Origin of the sequence: Pedobacter sp. ASV12, assembly GCF_016429155.1 — a bacterium.
Lineage (GTDB): Bacteria > Bacteroidota > Bacteroidia > Sphingobacteriales > Sphingobacteriaceae > Pedobacter.
In genome coordinates this window covers 1-17,928 of the sequence record NZ_JAELUC010000080.1, presented here as the reverse complement: position 1 = coordinate 17,928, position 17,928 = coordinate 1, and the positions used below count along the sequence as shown (strand labels likewise).

The window sequence follows — 17,928 nt, the reverse complement described above, 5'->3', positions numbered from 1 at the left end:
CCCCCCCCCCCCCCCCCCCCCCCCCCCCCCCCCCCCCCCCCCCCCCCCCCCCCCCCCCCCCCCCCCCCCCCCCCCCCCCCCCCCCCCCCCCCCCCCCCCCCCCCCCCCCCCCCCCCCCCCCCACACCACCCCCCCCCCCCCCCCCACACCACCCCATGTCGTGGTTCGTCGGCAGCGTCAGATGTGTATAAGAGACAGACCTTGATGGTTTCGGGGCTTTGCGTTTAGTAGCTTGTTTCATGTCATCCGTGGGTAGGTTTATCAACGTCTTTGCTTTTCTTGGTTTGAACGCCTGCTGCAGAATCCTCTGCAGTTTGAAAAAACCGGAGCTGATAAACGCTACCTTAAACGAATGGCATGCTGTTAACAGTTGGTTTGATTAATCAGTTAACAAGACAATGAAGCTTCGGTAAAGTTGCATGCTATAGGCAACGAACGGGTATTTGTTAAAATATTTTTTTTAAATTATTGATAAACAAATAGATGTGTTTGCTGGGCAAATGGCGGTAACACCTTTGTGATAAAGCTTTTCAAAACTTATTATCGCACTATTGTGTTTTTGATTACAGATATTTTTTCGTTTTTTTAAGCAAACAAAACAAATCTCATGAACCATCCCAATCGTAAAATGCGCTACCTGTTGTTGGCAGGTGTTTTAATCAATTGTGTGGGAAGCACCTCGCTTTGGGCACAAAATTCGGTAGAAACGCAAAAACCTTCGGCTGATTATAAGCCCGCTTTTGTCGGACAGACGCGGATCAAGGCTGTTAAAACCGCTACGCCATTAAGTATTACCGTAATCAATAATAAGCTCGAAAACCCTTGGGGTATTTCTGTAATGCCTGATGGCCGATTTTTAATTTCGCAGAAATACGGCAACATGGTTATTTTACAGGCCAACGGAACGCTTTCAAAAACCATTACAGGCTTGCCTAAGGTAGATGCATCTGGCCAAGGTGGCTTGTTGGATGTAACTTTGGCTCCCGATTTTGCAAAAAGCAGAATGATTTACTGGGCCTACGCAGAGCCGCAAGAAAAAGGTGTTTTATTAGCCATAGCCAAAGGCAAGCTTTCGGCCAGCGAAACAGCTATTGAAAACCAGACGATCATTTACAGAGCTACACCAGCTTATGGTGGCAAACTGCAATACGGTTCGAGGATTGTATTTGATAAGAACGGAAACCTCTTTGTAAGTACAGGCGAGCGCTCTGGAAACGACATCAGGATCCAGGCCCAATACCTCAATTCTTCGCTGGGCAAGATCCTGCACCTTACCCCAGCCGGAAAACCCGTCCCCAACGGGCCTTTTGCCAAACAGGCCGATGCCCGCCCCGAGATTTATGCCTATGGTTTGCGCAATCCGGATGGTTTGGCCATTAATCCGCAAACTGGTGAGCTTTGGGAAGCAGAATTCGGCCCCAAAGGTGGCGACGAAGTCAATATCATCAAGCCCGGTAAAAACTATGGCTGGCCCATTATTACCTACGGTACCGAATACAGTGGCAAAAAAGTTGGCGATGGCATCCAGCAAAAAGAGGGAATGGAGCAGCCAATTTATTACTGGAACCCCAGTATTTCGCCAGGCAGTATTGCCTTCTACAACAGCAGCAAAATTGCCGAGTGGAAAGGTAATTTGTTTGTAGGCGCCTTAAGTGGCTCGCACATTATCCGTCTGGTGATTCAGAGCAACAAAATTGTAGGCGAAGAAAGACTGTTGGCCGATAAGGGCGAACGTTTCAGGGATTTGGTAGAGGGCAAAGACGGCGCACTCTATGCCATCACTGATGGAGGCAACCTCTATAAAATTGCCAAAAAATAAGCATAGCTGCAACAAAGCAAAAGCCCCAACTCGATCGAGTTGGGGCTTTTTTATGCAGTAACCTTAGAGTAGTAGAACGTTAATATTTTCCAAACTTATAAGTTAGTCCCACACCAAGGGTTTCTTTAAGCTGCAATTTGCCAATCTGATTGTCGTCGTAAAAAAGGTCGGCAGTAATTTGCGTAGAGATAAACTTGTTTACTTTCATGTCTAATATGGCGCTGTAGGCCAAAACCATGTTCTGCGGTTTTTCTAAGTAATTGCTAAAAATGCCAAAACGATTGTCGAGTAAGATGTTTTCCATCAGTTTGGCTTTGTACCTGCCCCCAAAATAAGCGCCAAATTGATATACAAAATTCTCACCGGGCTTGGCGCCAAAAGCATCGGTTAAAATGCCGTCGTGGTCGGGATCAAAAACGGCCTTGTCGCCAATAAAAGTGAGGCGGGAAGTTAAGGGATGAATACTGAGCTGAAAATTATCATTCGGAATATAGTCGACCCCCAAACCAATGGTTACGTAACCTGGCGCCATGAAATTAGAAATATAGCCTTGTGCTGGCTTGCTATAATCGTAGCCCTTGCTAAACTGGGTTTTCAGGTTCAGCGCAGCGGCAGCGTACCAGTTGCTTTGTTTAATCTGACGGCCATATTTAGAAGTAAGGTCAATGACGTCTTCTACCTTGGTGGCATCGCTACCCTGCTCAGATCTTAGGCCATACCCCATTAAAATGCGGTTTTCCCAAAGCGTGCTGCCCCTCTTCAGGTTAAACTCGTAATCGCCTCGCGCGGTTAAGGCAACCGAGTTGATGCCCCCTGCAACCCAATTGGAAAAGGCAGCCTGGTTTAATAAGAGTACGTTGGTGCCACGAACCGTCCAGCCTTCCTTTTTCTTGGCGGTATCGAGCTTGTTCAGGATTTTGTTGCTTTCGGTGTTTACCTTGCCGCCTTGTACGGTTTGTGCATAGACATCAAGTGCCGCAAAGGCTAATGTTGCTAATAAAAAGTAGAATTTTTTCATAACGGAGATTTAGTAATAGACTAAAAATAATAAAAAATCTTTTGTTAGCTTTACCTGATGGCAACAATTAACCCGTACGAAAACCTGCAACTGCAGGCCAACTTGGAGCTCTTGGCCCGCCAGGTGGTAGAGGGTTTTATAACTGGGCTGCATAAAAGTCCCTTTCACGGATTTTCGGTCGAGTTTGCCGAACACCGCTTGTACAATAACGGCGATACGGTAAAAAACATCGACTGGAAGCTGTTTGCCAAAACCGATAAGCTGTTTAGCAAGCGTTACGAAGAAGAGACCAACCTGCGTTGCCAGTTTGTAATCGATACTTCTTCGTCGATGTATTATCCCGACGAAAGCTACAACAAGCTCATTTTTGCCGTACAAAGCACAGCCGTATTGATCCAATTGCTGAAACAGCAGCGCGATGCTTTTGGCTTGAGCTTGTTTACAGACCAGCTCGGCTTAAATACACAGGCCAAATCGACTAATACGCATCAAAAATACTTGTTTGCCCAGCTGGAGCAGGTGCTTAAAGCACCGAAAATGAATATCACTACCAATTTGGCAACTGCCTTACACCAGGTGGCCGACCTGATCCATAAGCGTTCTTTGGTTATTGTTTTTAGCGATATGCTGCAAACCGTGCACGACGAAGAAAAAGTCGCGGCCTTATTTTCGGCGCTGCAACACCTCAAGTTTAATAAGCATGAAGTTGTACTTTTTAACGTAACCGATAAAAGCAAAGAGGTGGCTTTTGATTTTGCCAATAGGCCTTACGAGTTTGTGGATATGGAAACGGGCGCCACCCTAAAGGCTCATGCTTCGCACGTAAGAGAGGCCTATTTGGAGCAGATGGGCAATTATCGGCAACAACTGGCCCTGAAATGTGCCCAGTATAAGATTGATATGGTTGATGCAGACATCAAAGCTGGGTTTGACCAGGTGCTGGAAGCTTACCTGATCAAGCGCCAAAAAATGGGGTAAACAATTATGGCTTGCCTTCTTTTCGCCTCTTGATTGCGCTAATTAAAACAAAAAAACCTTCATGTATTTTGCAATACATAAAGGTTCAGATAAGGGTAACCGGAAAACTAAAAAACTATTGATGAGTTTTTAGATAACAAAACGGAAATCGCTTCTGGTGTTTTGTTATTCAAAGATGCTTTTCGATTATGAAGATTTTATGAAGAATACTTCAGCTTGCGCAAAACTGCGATTAGAAGTTAGAGAATCGGAAACTCGATGGTAAAAATCGCTCCTTTGCCCTTTTCTGATTGGATATTGATGTCGAGCTGATGAAATTTGGCAATACTGTTTACAATGGCCAATCCGAGGCCAAAACCTTCTTCATTATCGTCGTTTTCCCTTTCAAAGCGCTTAAAGGCATTGTCTATTATTTTTTTGTCCATGCCTATTCCGGTATCGGCAATGCTCAACAGGTAGCGGTGGGCTTCTAAACGGTCTTTAATGATAATGCTGCCTCCGGTTACATTGTACTTGATGGCATTGTTGATGATGTTGACCAGCAGGGTATGAAACAAAGCCTGGTTGCCTACCAGCTTAAAATCTTCGTTTACCTCATTGGTGTAGCTCAGCTTTTTGTCTTGTATACGGTCTTCCAGGGTTTCGTAAATCTCTTCCAGCTCGTCTTTAACATGGATCTGATCGGTTTTAACGTATTGGTCGTTTTCTACCTTTGAAATGAGCAGGAGGCTGTTGATGATGACTTTTAGGCGGTTGAGGGTTTTGAGGGAAGCCAACAACTTGTTTTCGTGCTCTTCTGGCAGATTTTCGGCTGCCAGGATGTTTTCCAGTCTACCCGAGAGGATAGAAATAGGGGTTAGCAGTTCGTGCGACACATTGGCGATAAACTGTTTCTCGAGCGAAAACAGGGTCGATATTTTGCGCATCAGCGAGTTGATGCTGTTGTCTAAAATCTTAAAATCGGTGGTATGTGTCGGAATGTTCTGGTAATTGTAGGAAGTGGGGTCGTTTACCTTATTCAGCTTTTGGTCTATGATTTGATAAAAGGGTTTTAAAATGAATTTGGTAAAGGCAAAATCGGTAATCAGGGTTACCAGCAAGGCAATAACCAGTACAATGAGCATGTAAAACCTGATGGTTGTTTTGACGGCCTGCATGGCTGTCATGGTTTCGCCAAGCTCTAGCTTGTAGCGCTTGTTGTCGTATTCGAACTGTTCGTTTAAAATCCGGTAAATTTCTGTGTCGCCTTCAATTTCGCGACGCTCGGTAGTAAATGAAATGGTGGTGTCGAGCTTTGCGGTTTTGGGAACGATGTTGAGTACTACAAACTCGTCTTTCAAGATGTTGTAGTCGGTAAACGAATGCTGGATGTTTAACAAGCTGTCGATTTCGCTGCTGCTGAGGTTGGCAATTACCTTGAGCCTTTTTTTGGTTAAACGGCCATCCAAATGGTGCGAAGAAATGGTTTCGAGCGAAAGCAAAATAATCAAGCCCAATACTAAAATTATGGCAATCTTGGTGATGGCATTGTAAAGGGCAAATTTTGCTTGCAGGTTCATGATTTCTCGAGTGTATGGATTAGGCTTTTAATGAAGGGCCTTTTAACAGTTAATCCTGTAGCCGATGCTCCTTACGGTTTCGAACCAATCGGCTTTGGCACATTGGCTCAGTTTTTTGCGCAGGTTTTTAACGTGTACATCAACAAAGTTCGAGTCGGAGTTCACTTCCAAAATATCGCCCCAAACATGTTCGGTTAGGCTCATGCGCGATACCACACGGTTTTTGTTCAGTACCAGGTAGTTGAAGATCTCAAATTCCTTTTTGGTTAAAGGCACCCTTTCGTTTTGATAGGAAACGGTACGGTTCTGGATATCGAGCACAAAATCGTGGATATTGAATTCGTTTTTTTCGAGCTTGTGCTTTCTACGGATGATGGCGTGCATCCTGGCCAAAAGCTCGTTCAGCGAAAATGGCTTGGCCAAGTAATCGTCGGCACCGCCATCCAGGCCTTTGATGCGGTCGTCAACAGCACTTCTGGCAGTTAAAATAATAACGGCATCGTCGCGGTCTTTGAGGTTTTTGAGCTGTTTAAGCACTTCGAAACCGTCTCCATCGGGCAGACCCAAATCCAATAGGATAAAATCATATTGGTTGACAAATATTTTTTCTTCGGCAGACGATTTTTTCCAGGCATGTTCCACAATGTATCCTTCCCTACTGAGGAACTCGTCCATTTCGAGGGCCAAGCCTTTTTCGTCTTCTACAATCAATACGTTCATTTTGCAGTTGTTTTTTCGCGAATGAATTCTCCGGTCTGGTGGTCTATTTTTAGTTCTGATGTTTGAGCATTTGGCATCGATGCAATTAAGCCCCCAATAAGACCAAAGAAAAGGGAAGCCGACATCACACTTGCATTATCTGCAGTAACTTTTATCTTTCCATTAAAGTAAAAGTTGTTATCTCGTTTAGTTAACGGATAATAGCCATATTCGGTCGCAATGTACGCTTTTCCCTCCTTTACAAAAGCATATATTTCTTTTGGTTTGAGCTGTTGTTTCTTTCCTTCTTTTTCTATAAAAACCTTAGGCTCCTGGTGTTTGCTTACCGTAAAATCATTGCTGTTTGGCTGTTGTAGCTTGAAGTCTGAATAGGTTTGATAAACGCCATCTACCAGATTGTCGGTGGTATATAACTTGATTTTGCTTTTTTCTATGTCATCAATTTTCATGATGTCGGCAAAAGTATAGCTTTCCCCATCTACTGGTTTTTGGGTTGCACTTATTGCAATAAAATCGGTAATTAGTTTGCTTGATTGGCGCATGAGTAACTTGGTTACATCCATGGCACTTACAATGGCTACCGTATCTATACGCGCCAACCTTTTATAATTACCATTATTATTGGTATATAAATCTGCTTTCAGGTAACAGTAGCCTTTTTCGCTAAAGGCACTTGTAATTTCTGCAAAATAGAACTGCCTGATTTGGAATAGAAGCTTTCCATTTTGTGCAGCGCTGTCAAGCTGATGGTGAAATGCCTTTTGGAGCTGGGCTTCAATAGGCGTACTTATTTTAACTTCGGTTTTCCGATTAAAGGCACCGAGTTGGACAATCCCAAAATGTGTAGTGTCCAGCCTAGAATCGAGTACATTTAAAGTATGATATAAGCTATTTTTGATTTTTACTTCTGGTAAGGCAATTTCGAAAACGTTATTTGTGTTTTGAGCAAAAATGTTTAATGAGGTAAGTAATGCAAAACAAGAGATGACGAATTGTTTTTTCATGTCAAAATAGAATGGTATGCTTTTGTGAAAAAAGACTTTAATGGGCAATAAGGCATTAACCACAAACTGAAACTACGTTTTTTAATATAATTGCACAAGAGTTTTCAATTTCTTTTTCTGTGATGGTTAAAGGAGGAGCTATGCGCATGGAGTTGCTACAGTGCAAAAACCAATCGGTAATCACGCCATCGGCAATACAGCCGTCGATAATGGCTTTGTTGGTTTCATAGCTGTCAAACTCAACGGCCAGCATCAGGCCTTTGCCCCTGATTTCCTTGATGGCCGGGTGTTGCAGCAGCTTTTTGAAAAGCTGGCCCTTGGCTTCAACAGCTGCCACCAGGTTTTCTTCTACGATGGTGTTTAGGGTAGCCAGGCCCGCTGCGCAGCTTACCGGATGGCCACCAAAAGTGGTAATATGGCCCAAGATCGGATTGTTGGTGAAAACTGACATGATGGCCTCAGAGGCCACAAAAGCACCAATTGGCATACCGCCTCCAATACCCTTGGCCAATAATAAGATATCAGGCATGACGTCAAAATGCTCAAAACCAAATAACCTGCCTGTACGGCCAAAACCACATTGTATTTCGTCGAACACCAACAAGGTGCCCATTTGCGTACATTTTTCGCGAAGCGCTTTTAAATAGCCTGCCTCAGGCACCCTGATGCCGGCTTCGCCTTGTATGGTCTCTATAAAAACCGCGGCGGTTTGCTGGTCTATTTTTTCGAGATCGGGTAGCGAGTTGAACCCGATAAACTCGATGGCGGGAAGCAAGGGGCGGTAAGCCTGTTTAAATTCTTCATTGCCCATTAAGCTCAACGCACCCTGGGTGCTGCCGTGATAGCTGTTTTTGCAGGCGATGAGCTTGTGGCGTCCGGTAAATCTTTTGGCCAGCTTCATGGCGCCTTCAACCGCTTCGGCGCCCGAGTTCACAAAATAGGTGCAGCTCAGGTGGGCTGGAAGTACCTTGGCCAGTGCCTCGGCAAAATTTACCTGCGGACTTTGCACGTATTCTCCATAAACCATCAGGTGCATATAGGTTTCGGCCTGCTGTTGGATGGCTTTTACCACATTAGGATGGCAGTGGCCTACATTGCTAACGCCAATGCCAGCAATAAGATCCATGTATTTTTTGCCTGCGGCATCGTACATGTAAAGCCCATTGGCTTTTATAAACTCGAGCAACAGGGGAGTGGGCGAAGTTTGGGCATTATGCTTTAAAAAAAGCTCGCGTTGTGTTAACATGGAGCAAAAATACACAAAAAAGCTTTGCTAGTTTTCAGCTAATTTTTACTAAAAATTTAGTTACAAATACAATTTTGTTACGATTAAATAGTATTTTTACGGAAACTTAGTAGATTAGCCGAAGTAGAGACCGGCGTTCTGAGTTCATTTAAGTTAAAAAAGAAATCCCATGGACCGGTGACCCATGGGATTCTTTTTTAATCGTTCATTTTTTATTGTCTGGGATGCTGCCCCCTGTAATTGTTCAGCAGCTCCTTTTTAAAGGCTTCCTGTGCCCTGTAAAACTTGCCAACGAGTTTAATCGGCAAATTCGACTTGAACTTGTTGTAGTACTTGCGTTCGATGTTGAGGTCTTTTTGCCTAAAATCGAAATCGTTTAAAATCAAGCTTTGTATTTCGGTATCAGATAAATCGTCAATCTCCTTGATTTTTCTGAAACTGATCATTTGTTGCATACGCTCTTTTCTCAGCGTACTTTGCTCTCTGGTATAATCGTTGTAAATCGGCCAGAAAATCTTGGCCTCATCGGCCGAAAGATCGAGCTTGGTTGTTAGCCAGGTTACTTTGTAGGCTTCCATTTTCTCGTCCATTCTCAAACCCTGTGCCAGGGCCAGTGTTGGAAAGAGCAATAAAGCGATAATTAAATTCCTCATCATTAATTTTTATAAGTTATTCGACAAATCACTCGATGAAAAATGATTTAGGATATAGTTTTCCATTTCTGTATCTGAAGCAGAAGCGTTGGCATTTTGGCCTTCCTCCAAATGTTCGATGATTACACTTTCGTCGATGTCATAAAGCATTTGTTCGTTGGCTAATTCGATTTTGCGGTTTTGTTTAATGGTATGCTGCTGGTTCAGGTACAATCCGGAAGCGGTTAATACAATAAAACAGGCCGCCGAAACGTATCTCATCAAATCAGACTGCCAAAGCCTGATTGTTTTCGGTTTCGATTTGCTCGCTACGGTTTGGCTTAAAATATCGGCCTGCAGCTTTTCAAAATAACCTGTTGGGGTTTTAAAGCCATCTGTTGCCGTCAGTGTTCGAAGCTGGTCTGTCGCAATACGGTCTTCGATCTGCCAAGCCAAATCCTCAAAATAATTTTGCGGAACGGTAAAGCCCTGATCTTCTTTTTGCATCAAACCCTCAACAAAAACCGATTGATTGATATGCAATTGCAAGTGGTCAAAATAATTCTCCGGCACACGATATGGCGTAGTTCTTGGCAAGCCGGCTAAAAATGCCGCTTCCTTTTCCCATTCCATATTTTCATTGTCTTTCATCTTCTTTTTCGGTTATGAAGCCCTCATGAGTAGTGGATGATTTTTAATCGAAACTCATGAGGGTTCCATTATTTTTATTCATCACGTATTATTGATGGTTTTTATAGCAAAAGGTTTAATGCCTCAATCTTCATTTAATAAAATACTTTCTATTTTTTTGACGGCGATGTGAAAAGAAGCCTTTAAAGCACCAACGCTGGTACCCAAAACCTCCGATATCTCGTCGTACTTCATATCGTCGAAATACTTCATGTTAAAAATAATACGCTGTTTCTCTGGTAGTTTCAGTACGGCTTCCTGTAGCTTGCGTTGGATTTTGTCGCCATCGAAATAAGTTGAGGAAGCCAGGCTTTCGGCCAGTTCGTTGCCCACATCGTCAAGCGAAACATTGTTTTTGAGCTTTTTCTTATTCAAAAAGGTGATGCATTCGTTGGTGGCAATGCGGTAGATCCAGGTGTACAGTTGCGAATCGCTCCTGAAATTGCCCAGGTTTTTCCAAACTTTTACAAAAGATTCCTGGACCAGATCATCGGCATCGTCATGGTCGATTACCAGCCTGCGGATGTGCCAGTATATTTTTTGCTGGTATTTTTGAAGGAGCAAATTGAAAGCCTCGTTCCGCGTCTTTTCAACACCAAACTTTTGCAGTATCTCCGAGTCTTCAGCTTGTTTCATTGCAGCTAGGTAGTTGACGATAGTTTTTAAACGCTTTTAACGGGCTTAATATACAACAAAGGCACAAAGTTCACAAAGCTTATTTTCTTTATGCACCTTGTGCCTTCGCCAAGTTTTGATCACTAGGCTTTTCTTTTGATTACTTTTTGAGCAGCGGCTACGATATCAGCCGGATCCAATTTGTACTTGGTCATGAGCTGGTCTGGCGTAGCGCTTTCGCCAAAGCTGTCGTTTACGGCAACAAATTCTTGCGGCGTAGGCAACTCGGTGGTAAGCAGGCGGGCAACGCTCTCGCCCAAGCCTCCATATTTGTTATGTTCTTCGCAGGTGACCACGCAACCTGTTTTCTTGACTGATTTAAGGATGGCTTCTTCATCTAAAGGCTTAATGGTGTGGATGTTTATGATTTCGGCATCGATACCCAATTCGGCCAGTTTCTCGCCGGCTTCTATGGCTCTCCAAACCATGTGGCCAGTGGCGATGATGGTTACATCGGTTCCTTCGTTGACCATCCAGGCCTTGCCGATTTCGAATTTTTGGTCGGCCGGGGTGAATACCGGAATAACCGGACGGCCAAAACGCAGGTAAACGGGTCCTTCATGCTCCATAATGGCTAAGGTAGCAGCCTTGGTTTGGTTGTAGTCGCAAGGGTTGATCACGGTCATGCCCGGCAACATTTTCATCAGGCCGATATCTTCCAGGATTTGGTGGGTTGCGCCGTCTTCGCCTAAGGTTAGCCCAGCGTGTGAAGCACATATTTTTACGTTCTTACCCGAGTAGGCAATAGATTGACGGATTTGATCGTAAACCCTGCCAGTAGAAAAGTTGGCGAAAGTACCTGTAAAAGGAATTTTGCCACCAATGGTCATGCCGGCAGCGATGCCCATCATATTGGCTTCGGCGATACCTACTTGTACAAATCGCTCGGGAAAATCGTTGGCGAAATCGTCCATTTTCAAAGAGCCTTTTAAATCGGCGCAAAGAGCAACTACGTTTTCATTGCGTTTGCCGGCTTCATGCAGGCCCGCTCCAAAACCTGAACGTGTATCTTTTTTTTCGGTGTATGTGTATTTTTTCATTATAATAAGTATAGGGTACGGCGTATTGCGTATTGTGATTTAAGCTCTATACGCATTTCTCAATACGCCATACGAATTAATAATCTCCAAGGGTTTCTTTAAGTTGCGATAAAGCTACGGCCAATTGTGCATCGCTTGGGGCAGAACCGTGCCATTTGTGGGTGCCTACCATAAAATCGACGCCATAGCCCATTTGGGTACTCATCAAGTTTAAGATCGGCTTGCCTTTTCCGGTTAGGGATTTGGCATAGTGCAGGGCTTTTACAATCTGCTCCATATCGTTGCCGTCGGAGGTGATGACATGCCAGCCAAAAGCTTCGAACTTGGCTTGAAGATTTTCTAACGAAAGCACTTTCTCGGTTGGTCCGTCAATCTGTTGGCCGTTGTAATCAATGCTGGCAATCAGGTTGTCTACCTTGTGGAAAGGCGCAAACATAAAGGCTTCCCAGTTTTGTCCTTCCTGCAACTCGCCATCGCCCTGAAGGGTATAAATCAGGCCTTTGTCGTTGTTCAGTTTTTTGGTGAGGGCAGCGCCGATGGCTACTGAAAGACCTTGGCCCAACGAGCCGGAGGCCACGCGGATGCCTGGCAGGCCTTCGTGGGTGGTAGGGTGACCTTGTAACCTAGAATCAAGTTTTCTGAAAGTAGCCAGTTCGCTTACTTCAAAATAACCAGATCTTGCCAACACGCTATACCAAACCGGCGAAATATGTCCGTTTGAGAGGAAAAATAAATCTTCGCCAGTACCGTCCATGGTGAATTTTGGCGAGTGGTTCAGTACCTCGTAATATAACGCGGTAAAGAAATCGGCGCAGCCTAAGGAGGCGCCCGGGTGTCCAGATTGAACGGCATGTACCATTCTCAGCACATCTCTTCTTACTTGCGAGGCAATGTCTTCTAGTTCACTAATTGTATGTTTCATTAAAGTAAAATTGTTATGGTAACAAAGGTAATCTTATTATGGTTGCTAAGGTAGAAAGTTGAATTTAAAAACACTAGTTAATGGGTAGAATTTATTATTTGTTTAACAGCTCAAGTACTTGGGCCGTTGGGCTTTTGGTGTCTACCTTGGTAATGATGTGTTCGATTTTGCCGTTTTCGTCGATGACGAAGGTGGTGCGGTTCGTGCCCATGTATTTTTTGCCGTACATGTTTTTTTCGCCCCAAACGCCATAAGCTTCTACAATGGACTTGTCGGTATCGGCCAGGAGCGTAAAGGGCAGGCTGTGTTTATTGATGAATTTCTGATGCGATTTTTCGTCGTCTACGCTCACGCCAAGCACTTCTATGCCCTTAGCCTTCAATCCCTGGTAATTATCCCTGAAATCGCAGGCCTCGGCGGTACAGCCAGGCGTATCGTCTTTCGGATAAAAATAAAGCACTACTTTTTGTCCTTTAAACTGGTTGAGCGAAACGGCGTTTCCGTTTTGGTCTTTTGAAGTAAATGCCGGAGCTTGATCTCCGATTTGAAGTGTTGCCATGTTGAGTATTTTTTAGGGGTTAAATCGATAGTTAATAGTCTACAGTCCACAATCGATAGTCCATAGTTGATAGTTTTCGGTTCGCAGTTTACAGTTGGCGGTTTTTGGTTGACAATCTTGGGCCAACCTGCTCATCAGCCCATGCACTATCTGGTAAATTCGATGGCGTAACGTTTGGTATTGCCTTTCATATCTTCAACAAGCAACTCGAAGCTATGTTTGCCTGGCGTTGTTCTTTCGTCGAAAGTATGCCAAAGGCTTGCCGTTTTGGTGTCGAACTCCATCAATATCCATTTGCCGTCAATATAGCCATTAAAACTCTTAATTCCCGAAAGGTTGTCGCTAATCCTGAAGCTCATTTTACTTAACTCAGACATATTCTTGCCCGGAGCGATATTTACCGGAACAATGCTTGGGGCAACGGTATCGATGGCGATAAAGAAACTGCCAAAACTGCGGGGCGTAGCCTTCACATAGCCGTTTTCAAAATAGCCACCTTGCGATGAGCGGTTGGTGTTGACAATCAATGCTTTGTTCTGGTATTTGCTCAGGCTGCTGTCGGCCTTGATCCAGATTTCGAAGCCGGTGTGGAGCGGTGTTTGGCTGTTCTGTACCTGATGTACGGCCGAAAACGCATTGTGTGTTGGCTTAGGCAGTTTTTTGTAAATGAAATTAAGGTCGTTGTATAAGGTGCCCTTCGGCAAAATAATCTTCACGTCGTCGCTATTGTACTCGTTGGCTTTGTTGTATGGAAAGGAGATGCCTTCGGGCGAGGCTGGCGTATGGATAACGGCTTTAGGGTCGGCCAATACATTAAACTGCAGCGTGCTTTTGTTGCCTTTCGAATCGCTGATGATATACTTTATTTCGTGCAATTTGCCATCGTTGAAGGTCATGCGTCCATTGTTGACCAAATTGCTGTAGATCTGCAACGGATTGCCCGGATCTACGAAGCTTTTTTGGATGCTTTTTCGGAGGTTTAAAAAGGCAGGATAATCAATGTGCGAATTGATGGCCTTACTATTCTCAAAGCTAAACTGTTCTAATGCCGATGTATAAACCAAGGCGCCATCTAATTCTAATTGGATGGAGTATACGCCATTAAGACCCGAGAGGCCGTTGTGCTTATCGGTAGTGATGATGCCGAAACCTACTTCGCCACTTAAATGGATAGTGCTTACCTTGTTGATGTTGTATTTTCCGTTGCCTCCCACTACCTGAAAATATTGTTTGGGCGTAAATTCGTTAAAAGGCTTTCCATTTAAACGGTATACATACATCGAATAGATAACTGGCGGAATATTGTCTGGTATTTCGATGCCTAACAACTGTGGGTTAATGGTGGCTTCGGTTTTGCTGTCGCGCAGCTCGAAATGCAGGTGCGGTCCGCCAGAACTGCCGGTATTGCCCGAATAGGCAATGATTTCGCCTTTACGAACAGGAAGCAGGTCGGCATTGGGAAATTCGTCTATTTCGTACGATTTGTTTTTGTATTGGATGGCTTTTACCTGTTGTGCAATTTTTGGACTGAAACGAGAGAGGTGCCCATAAACAGAAGTAAAGCCATTGGGGTGCACAATGTATAAGGCTAGGCCAAAACCGCTGTTCTGTACGCGTAGCCTCGAAATGTAGCCGTCGGCAGTGGCATAAACCGGGTAGCCGATGCGTTGGTTGGTCCGAAAATCGATGCCCGAATGGAAGTGGTTGGCCCTCAGTTCGCCGAAAGATCCGGCCAAGGCTGGTGGCACAATATCCAATGGCTGCCTGAAATCGGTTAGGGGATAAACGTTGCCGCTAAAAACCTGTTGCGCCTGGGTTTGTAGGCACAATAGCAAGAACAGGGCAGTTAAATAAGGGCATAGGGACTTTGGCAAGTCCAAAATATTTTTCAAAGGAAGCATCGGTATTATTTAATGTGGAAATTGAGTAAAGGTTTGCCTTGCAGCCAGGCTTCTAAATGATCGCCTTGTTTTACCCGGCCAACACCTTCGGGCGTGCCCGTAAAAATGAGGTCGCCTTTTTTAAGGGTGATGTATTGGGAAACAAAGGCAATGATTTTTTCGAAAGAGAACAGCAAATTGCTGGTATGTCCATTTTGGCGCGTTTCTTGGTTCACCTGTAGTTCGAACTGCAACTGGTAGGGGTCGCCAAATTCGGCCTTTGGGGTAAAGGAGCTAATGGCGGCCGAGTTGTCGAAAGCTTTGGCTAATTCCCATGGCAAGCCTTTTTCCTTGAGTTCGCTTTGGATGTCGCGGGCGGTGAAATCAATGCCCAAGCCAATTTCGTCGTAATAGTTGGCTGCGAATTTTTCGGCAATGTGCTTGCCTTCCTTGCAGATTTTAAGCACCACTTCCAATTCGTAGTGGATGTCTGTTGAGAAATCGGGGATATAGAAAGGCTTGTTGTCTTTTAAAACAGCCGTATCGGGCTTTAAAAATATAACAGGCTTTGTGGGAATGGCATTGTTCAATTCTTTGGCATGCGCAGCATAGTTGCGGCCGATGGCAATAATCTTCATGAAACAAAAATAAGAAACAAATAGGGAATTACAGTACCGAAATCCGTTTAACTACCTGCTCTCCACCGGCAACAATCCTCAGAAAATAGATGCCAGCATTCAGTTTGTTTGGAATGGTATAGGTTTTGGTCTGTTCGCCTGCGGGTGTGCGTTCGTTGGCCAGCACCAGTACGTCGTTGCCTAACAGGTCGGTGATTTTAATGGATAATGTGCTTTCGCGGTCTAGGCGCAGACTGATGTTGAGCTGTTCGTTTACCGGATTGGGGTAAAGTTTGAGCACGGTTAATATTTTGCCCGACTTAACCGTAACGCCGGTATTCGTATTGGCGCTCGAAAGGTTAAAGGCAGGCTTGTAGGGCTGTATGTTGGCTTTGATTACAGGTACACGACTTACCGTTTTGGGCTTTGGTTTTAGCGTAATGGCCGTTGTGTCTATTTTTTGGGCAAAAGCAGCATTGCTCAAGAAAGCTACCATGCAGCATGTGCATAGTACGCTCAGGGAGAACGCTATTTTCGACTTTAAATTCATGTTGACTGCTGGCAAAAATATAAATAATTAAACAAAGAAATCAAACATTTTGTTGATTAAATCAATATTTAACAATATTTAACACCGCTGCTATTTTTAATTTTTTTGACTTTTTTTTGAGCAAAATATGGGTGAAAAATATTATAGACTTAATCACAATTATTTAATTAATTTTGCAACTCAATTTTTAGCAATTCAAGTCATAAAAATTTAGCACGTGTCAAGTCATAAAAATGTGAATGCCCTTACTGCAGGTGGCGTTTTGATTAGTTTGGGAATTGTTTTTGGCGATATCGGTACTTCACCCTTATATACCCTCAATGCCATTTTTACCACTGTTTTGGGAATAAAGGATGGTCAGGTAACTAATCCCAACGGTATTACGCCTGCCATTGTGCTGGGGGTATTGTCGTGCATCATCTGGACGCTGACCCTGCAAACCACCATCAAGTATGTAATTATTACCCTCAGGGCCGATAACAAGGGCGAGGGCGGTATTTTTTCGCTGTTTTCTTTGGTGCGCAAAAAGGCCAAATGGCTGGTTATACCGGCTATTGTGGGCGGCTGTGCACTGCTTGCCGATGGTATTATTACCCCAAGTATTACGGTAACTTCGGCCATAGAGGGCCTCACCAATAAATTTGAGCACATTCAGGTCATGCCTATTGTGATTGCCATTTTAACCGTGTTGTTCGTTATCCAGCAGTTCGGTACCAATTTGGTGGGCAAGCTTTTTGGCCCGGTTATGTTTGTATGGTTTGCCGTATTGGGTATTCTAGGCATGTCGTTTATTGTGAAAGACCTGAGTATTTTCGCAGCCTTGAACCCGTATCATGCCATCAACTTGCTGGTTAGCCATCCGAAGGCTTTTGTGATTTTGGGCGGTGTTTTCCTATGTACAACCGGAGCCGAGGCCTTATATTCGGACCTGGGCCATTGCGGCCGGAACAATATCCGCATCAGCTGGATTTTTGTGAAAGTTATGCTCATTTTCAACTATTTGGGTCAGGGTGTTTGGATTATCCACAACATGCGCAGCTATGTGCCCAGCTCAAAGGTGAATGCCTTTTTTCAAATTGTTCCGGGGCAGTTTCAGATCCCAATGGTGGTATTGGCTACCATGGCAGCTGTTATTGCCAGTCAGGCTTTGATTAGTGGTTCGTTTACGCTTATTTCGGAAGCCGTGCGGCTCAATTTATGGCCAAAAATACGTATTGTTTATCCTTCGGTTACCAAGGGCCAATTGTATGTGCCGTCTATCAACTGGATGCTCTGGATTGGTTGCTGTGGAATCGTATTTTTCTTCGAACGCTCTGAAAGAATGGATGCGGCTTATGGCCTCTCCATTACCATTGCCATGCTCATGACCACCATATTGGTTACTTATTACCTCAGGAGCAGGCGGTTTCCGCGGTATTTGGTCATTACTTTTATTGTAACCTACGTGTTGATCGAAGGAACGTTTTTGGTAAGTAATCTACACAAGTTTTTAGAAGGTGGCTGGTTGACCGTATTGCTGGGTTCGGCCTTGTTTACGGTGATGTGGGGTTGGTATGTGGCCCGGAAAATCAAGAACCGTTTTGTAAAATATGTCGACATCGAAGATTATTACCAGATTATCAAAGAGCTGAGCGATGACATTTCGGTGCCCAAGTATTCGTCGCACTTGGTGTACCTCACCAGTGCCAATTTCAAAACAGAAATCGAATCGAAAATCATTTATTCCATTATCCCGAAAGAGCCTAAACGGGCCGATGTGTACTGGTTGGTACACGTAGATGTAATGGACGAGCCGTATACGATGGATTATAAGGTTGAATTCCTGTCTCTTATACACATCTGACGCTGCCGACGAACCACGACATGGGGTGGTGTGGGTGGGGGGGGGGGGGGTTGGGGGGGGGGGGGGGGGGGGGGGGGGGGGGGGGGGGGGGGGGGGGGGGGGGGGGGGGGGGGGGGGGGGGGGGGGGGGGGGGGGGGGGGGGGGGGGGGGGGGGGGGGGGGGGGGGGGGGGGGGGG

Annotated in this window: 19 protein-coding genes; 3 read left to right on the top strand and 16 right to left on the bottom strand. The window is 44.7% G+C overall.

Translation table 11 applies throughout. The annotated features are described in order from the left end of the window. Window positions 1–241 (bottom strand): hypothetical protein (locus JHD69_RS16000; protein ID WP_199141355.1); only part of this gene is annotated, 241 nt, incomplete at its 3' end. 366 nt (window positions 242–607) lie between these two features. On the opposite strand from JHD69_RS16000, the gene JHD69_RS15995 reads away from it, so the two are divergent. Beyond that, entirely contained in the window at window positions 608–1,819 is a 1,212-nt protein-coding gene (locus JHD69_RS15995) for a PQQ-dependent sugar dehydrogenase (RefSeq protein WP_199141354.1), read from the top strand. Between the two features lie 79 nt (window positions 1,820–1,898). Here JHD69_RS15995 and JHD69_RS15990 read toward each other — a convergent pair whose 3' ends face one another. Further along, on the bottom strand, window positions 1,899–2,837 hold the full coding sequence (locus tag JHD69_RS15990; RefSeq protein ID WP_199141353.1) for a DUF3078 domain-containing protein: 939 nt from the start codon (window positions 2,835–2,837) through the stop codon (window positions 1,899–1,901). 57 nt (window positions 2,838–2,894) lie between these two features. Between JHD69_RS15990 and JHD69_RS15985 the strand changes: the two genes are divergently transcribed. Further along, window positions 2,895–3,815 carry a DUF58 domain-containing protein gene (locus JHD69_RS15985; RefSeq protein WP_199141352.1) on the top strand — a complete coding sequence of 307 codons (921 nt, stop codon included), beginning with the start codon at window positions 2,895–2,897 and terminating at the stop codon, window positions 3,813–3,815. Between the two features lie 239 nt (window positions 3,816–4,054). Here JHD69_RS15985 and JHD69_RS15980 read toward each other — a convergent pair whose 3' ends face one another. From JHD69_RS15980 to JHD69_RS15920, 13 genes are all read right to left on the bottom strand, one after another. After that, window positions 4,055–5,374 carry a sensor histidine kinase gene (locus JHD69_RS15980; RefSeq protein WP_199141351.1) on the bottom strand — a complete coding sequence of 440 codons (1,320 nt, stop codon included), beginning with the start codon at window positions 5,372–5,374 and terminating at the stop codon, window positions 4,055–4,057. 42 nt (window positions 5,375–5,416) lie between these two features. After that, window positions 5,417–6,094 (bottom strand): response regulator transcription factor, encoded by a 678-nt coding sequence (locus JHD69_RS15975; protein WP_199141350.1) that lies wholly within the window; start codon window positions 6,092–6,094, stop codon window positions 5,417–5,419. Further along, window positions 6,091–7,098: a hypothetical protein gene (locus JHD69_RS15970; RefSeq protein ID WP_199141349.1), complete on the bottom strand. Its 1,008-nt coding sequence runs from the start codon at window positions 7,096–7,098 to the stop codon at window positions 6,091–6,093. The genes JHD69_RS15975 and JHD69_RS15970 overlap by 4 nt, the downstream gene beginning before the upstream one ends. A 55-nt stretch (window positions 7,099–7,153) precedes the next feature. Next, the gene (locus tag JHD69_RS15965; protein WP_199141348.1) at window positions 7,154–8,344 is read right to left on the bottom strand and encodes an aspartate aminotransferase family protein; all 1,191 of its coding nucleotides are present in this window, start codon (window positions 8,342–8,344) and stop codon (window positions 7,154–7,156) included. A gap of 212 nt (window positions 8,345–8,556) precedes the next feature. Then, window positions 8,557–9,000, bottom strand: a complete 444-nt coding sequence (locus tag JHD69_RS15960; protein ID WP_233165970.1) for a hypothetical protein — start codon at window positions 8,998–9,000, stop codon at window positions 8,557–8,559. Between the two features lie 6 nt (window positions 9,001–9,006). Next, entirely contained in the window at window positions 9,007–9,627 is a 621-nt protein-coding gene (locus JHD69_RS15955; RefSeq protein ID WP_199141346.1) for a hypothetical protein, read from the bottom strand. Window positions 9,628–9,750: 123 nt separating this feature from the next. Continuing rightward, window positions 9,751–10,302 (bottom strand): RNA polymerase sigma factor, encoded by a 552-nt coding sequence (locus tag JHD69_RS15950; protein WP_199141345.1) that lies wholly within the window; start codon window positions 10,300–10,302, stop codon window positions 9,751–9,753. Between the two features lie 122 nt (window positions 10,303–10,424). After that, window positions 10,425–11,381: a transketolase family protein gene (locus JHD69_RS15945; RefSeq protein ID WP_199141344.1), complete on the bottom strand. Its 957-nt coding sequence runs from the start codon at window positions 11,379–11,381 to the stop codon at window positions 10,425–10,427. A gap of 76 nt (window positions 11,382–11,457) precedes the next feature. Beyond that, window positions 11,458–12,303, bottom strand: a complete 846-nt coding sequence (locus JHD69_RS15940) for a transketolase (RefSeq protein ID WP_199141343.1) — start codon at window positions 12,301–12,303, stop codon at window positions 11,458–11,460. A 94-nt stretch (window positions 12,304–12,397) separates the two neighbouring features. Continuing rightward, the gene (gene bcp / locus JHD69_RS15935; protein ID WP_199141342.1) at window positions 12,398–12,862 is read right to left on the bottom strand and encodes a thioredoxin-dependent thiol peroxidase; all 465 of its coding nucleotides are present in this window, start codon (window positions 12,860–12,862) and stop codon (window positions 12,398–12,400) included. A gap of 146 nt (window positions 12,863–13,008) precedes the next feature. Then, window positions 13,009–14,736 (bottom strand): M23 family metallopeptidase, encoded by a 1,728-nt coding sequence (locus tag JHD69_RS15930; protein WP_233165969.1) that lies wholly within the window; start codon window positions 14,734–14,736, stop codon window positions 13,009–13,011. A gap of 32 nt (window positions 14,737–14,768) precedes the next feature. After that, window positions 14,769–15,380: a fumarylacetoacetate hydrolase family protein gene (locus JHD69_RS15925; protein ID WP_199141340.1), complete on the bottom strand. Its 612-nt coding sequence runs from the start codon at window positions 15,378–15,380 to the stop codon at window positions 14,769–14,771. A gap of 28 nt (window positions 15,381–15,408) precedes the next feature. Then, a complete protein-coding gene (locus JHD69_RS15920) occupies window positions 15,409–15,855 on the bottom strand; it encodes a T9SS type A sorting domain-containing protein (protein WP_199141339.1) in 447 nt (148 codons plus the stop codon). Window positions 15,856–16,126: 271 nt separating this feature from the next. On the opposite strand from JHD69_RS15920, the gene JHD69_RS15915 reads away from it, so the two are divergent. Next, window positions 16,127–17,752 carry a KUP/HAK/KT family potassium transporter gene (locus JHD69_RS15915; RefSeq protein WP_199141338.1) on the top strand — a complete coding sequence of 542 codons (1,626 nt, stop codon included), beginning with the start codon at window positions 16,127–16,129 and terminating at the stop codon, window positions 17,750–17,752. Here the strand turns inward: JHD69_RS15915 and JHD69_RS15910 are convergent. Further along, a partial coding sequence (locus tag JHD69_RS15910) for a hypothetical protein (RefSeq protein WP_199141337.1) occupies window positions 17,716–17,928 on the bottom strand: 213 nt, incomplete at its 5' end. The two genes, JHD69_RS15915 and JHD69_RS15910, sit on opposite strands and share 37 nt — an antisense overlap.

Coding starts and splice junctions, on each gene's coding strand:
- JHD69_RS15995 (WP_199141354.1), top strand. CDS start 608: ATGAACCATCCCAATCGTAAAATGCGCTACCTGTTGTTGGCAGGTGTT.
- JHD69_RS15990 (WP_199141353.1), bottom strand. CDS start 2,837: ATGAAAAAATTCTACTTTTTATTAGCAACATTAGCCTTTGCGGCACTT.
- JHD69_RS15985 (WP_199141352.1), top strand. CDS start 2,895: ATGGCAACAATTAACCCGTACGAAAACCTGCAACTGCAGGCCAACTTG.
- JHD69_RS15980 (WP_199141351.1), bottom strand. CDS start 5,374: ATGAACCTGCAAGCAAAATTTGCCCTTTACAATGCCATCACCAAGATT.
- JHD69_RS15975 (WP_199141350.1), bottom strand. CDS start 6,094: ATGAACGTATTGATTGTAGAAGACGAAAAAGGCTTGGCCCTCGAAATG.
- JHD69_RS15970 (WP_199141349.1), bottom strand. CDS start 7,098: ATGAAAAAACAATTCGTCATCTCTTGTTTTGCATTACTTACCTCATTA.
- JHD69_RS15965 (WP_199141348.1), bottom strand. CDS start 8,344: ATGTTAACACAACGCGAGCTTTTTTTAAAGCATAATGCCCAAACTTCG.
- JHD69_RS15960 (WP_233165970.1), bottom strand. CDS start 9,000: ATGATGAGGAATTTAATTATCGCTTTATTGCTCTTTCCAACACTGGCC.
- JHD69_RS15955 (WP_199141346.1), bottom strand. CDS start 9,627: ATGAAAGACAATGAAAATATGGAATGGGAAAAGGAAGCGGCATTTTTA.
- JHD69_RS15950 (WP_199141345.1), bottom strand. CDS start 10,302: ATGAAACAAGCTGAAGACTCGGAGATACTGCAAAAGTTTGGTGTTGAA.
- JHD69_RS15945 (WP_199141344.1), bottom strand. CDS start 11,381: ATGAAAAAATACACATACACCGAAAAAAAAGATACACGTTCAGGTTTT.
- JHD69_RS15940 (WP_199141343.1), bottom strand. CDS start 12,303: ATGAAACATACAATTAGTGAACTAGAAGACATTGCCTCGCAAGTAAGA.
- bcp (WP_199141342.1), bottom strand. CDS start 12,862: ATGGCAACACTTCAAATCGGAGATCAAGCTCCGGCATTTACTTCAAAA.
- JHD69_RS15925 (WP_199141340.1), bottom strand. CDS start 15,380: ATGAAGATTATTGCCATCGGCCGCAACTATGCTGCGCATGCCAAAGAA.
- JHD69_RS15920 (WP_199141339.1), bottom strand. CDS start 15,855: ATGGTAGCTTTCTTGAGCAATGCTGCTTTTGCCCAAAAAATAGACACA.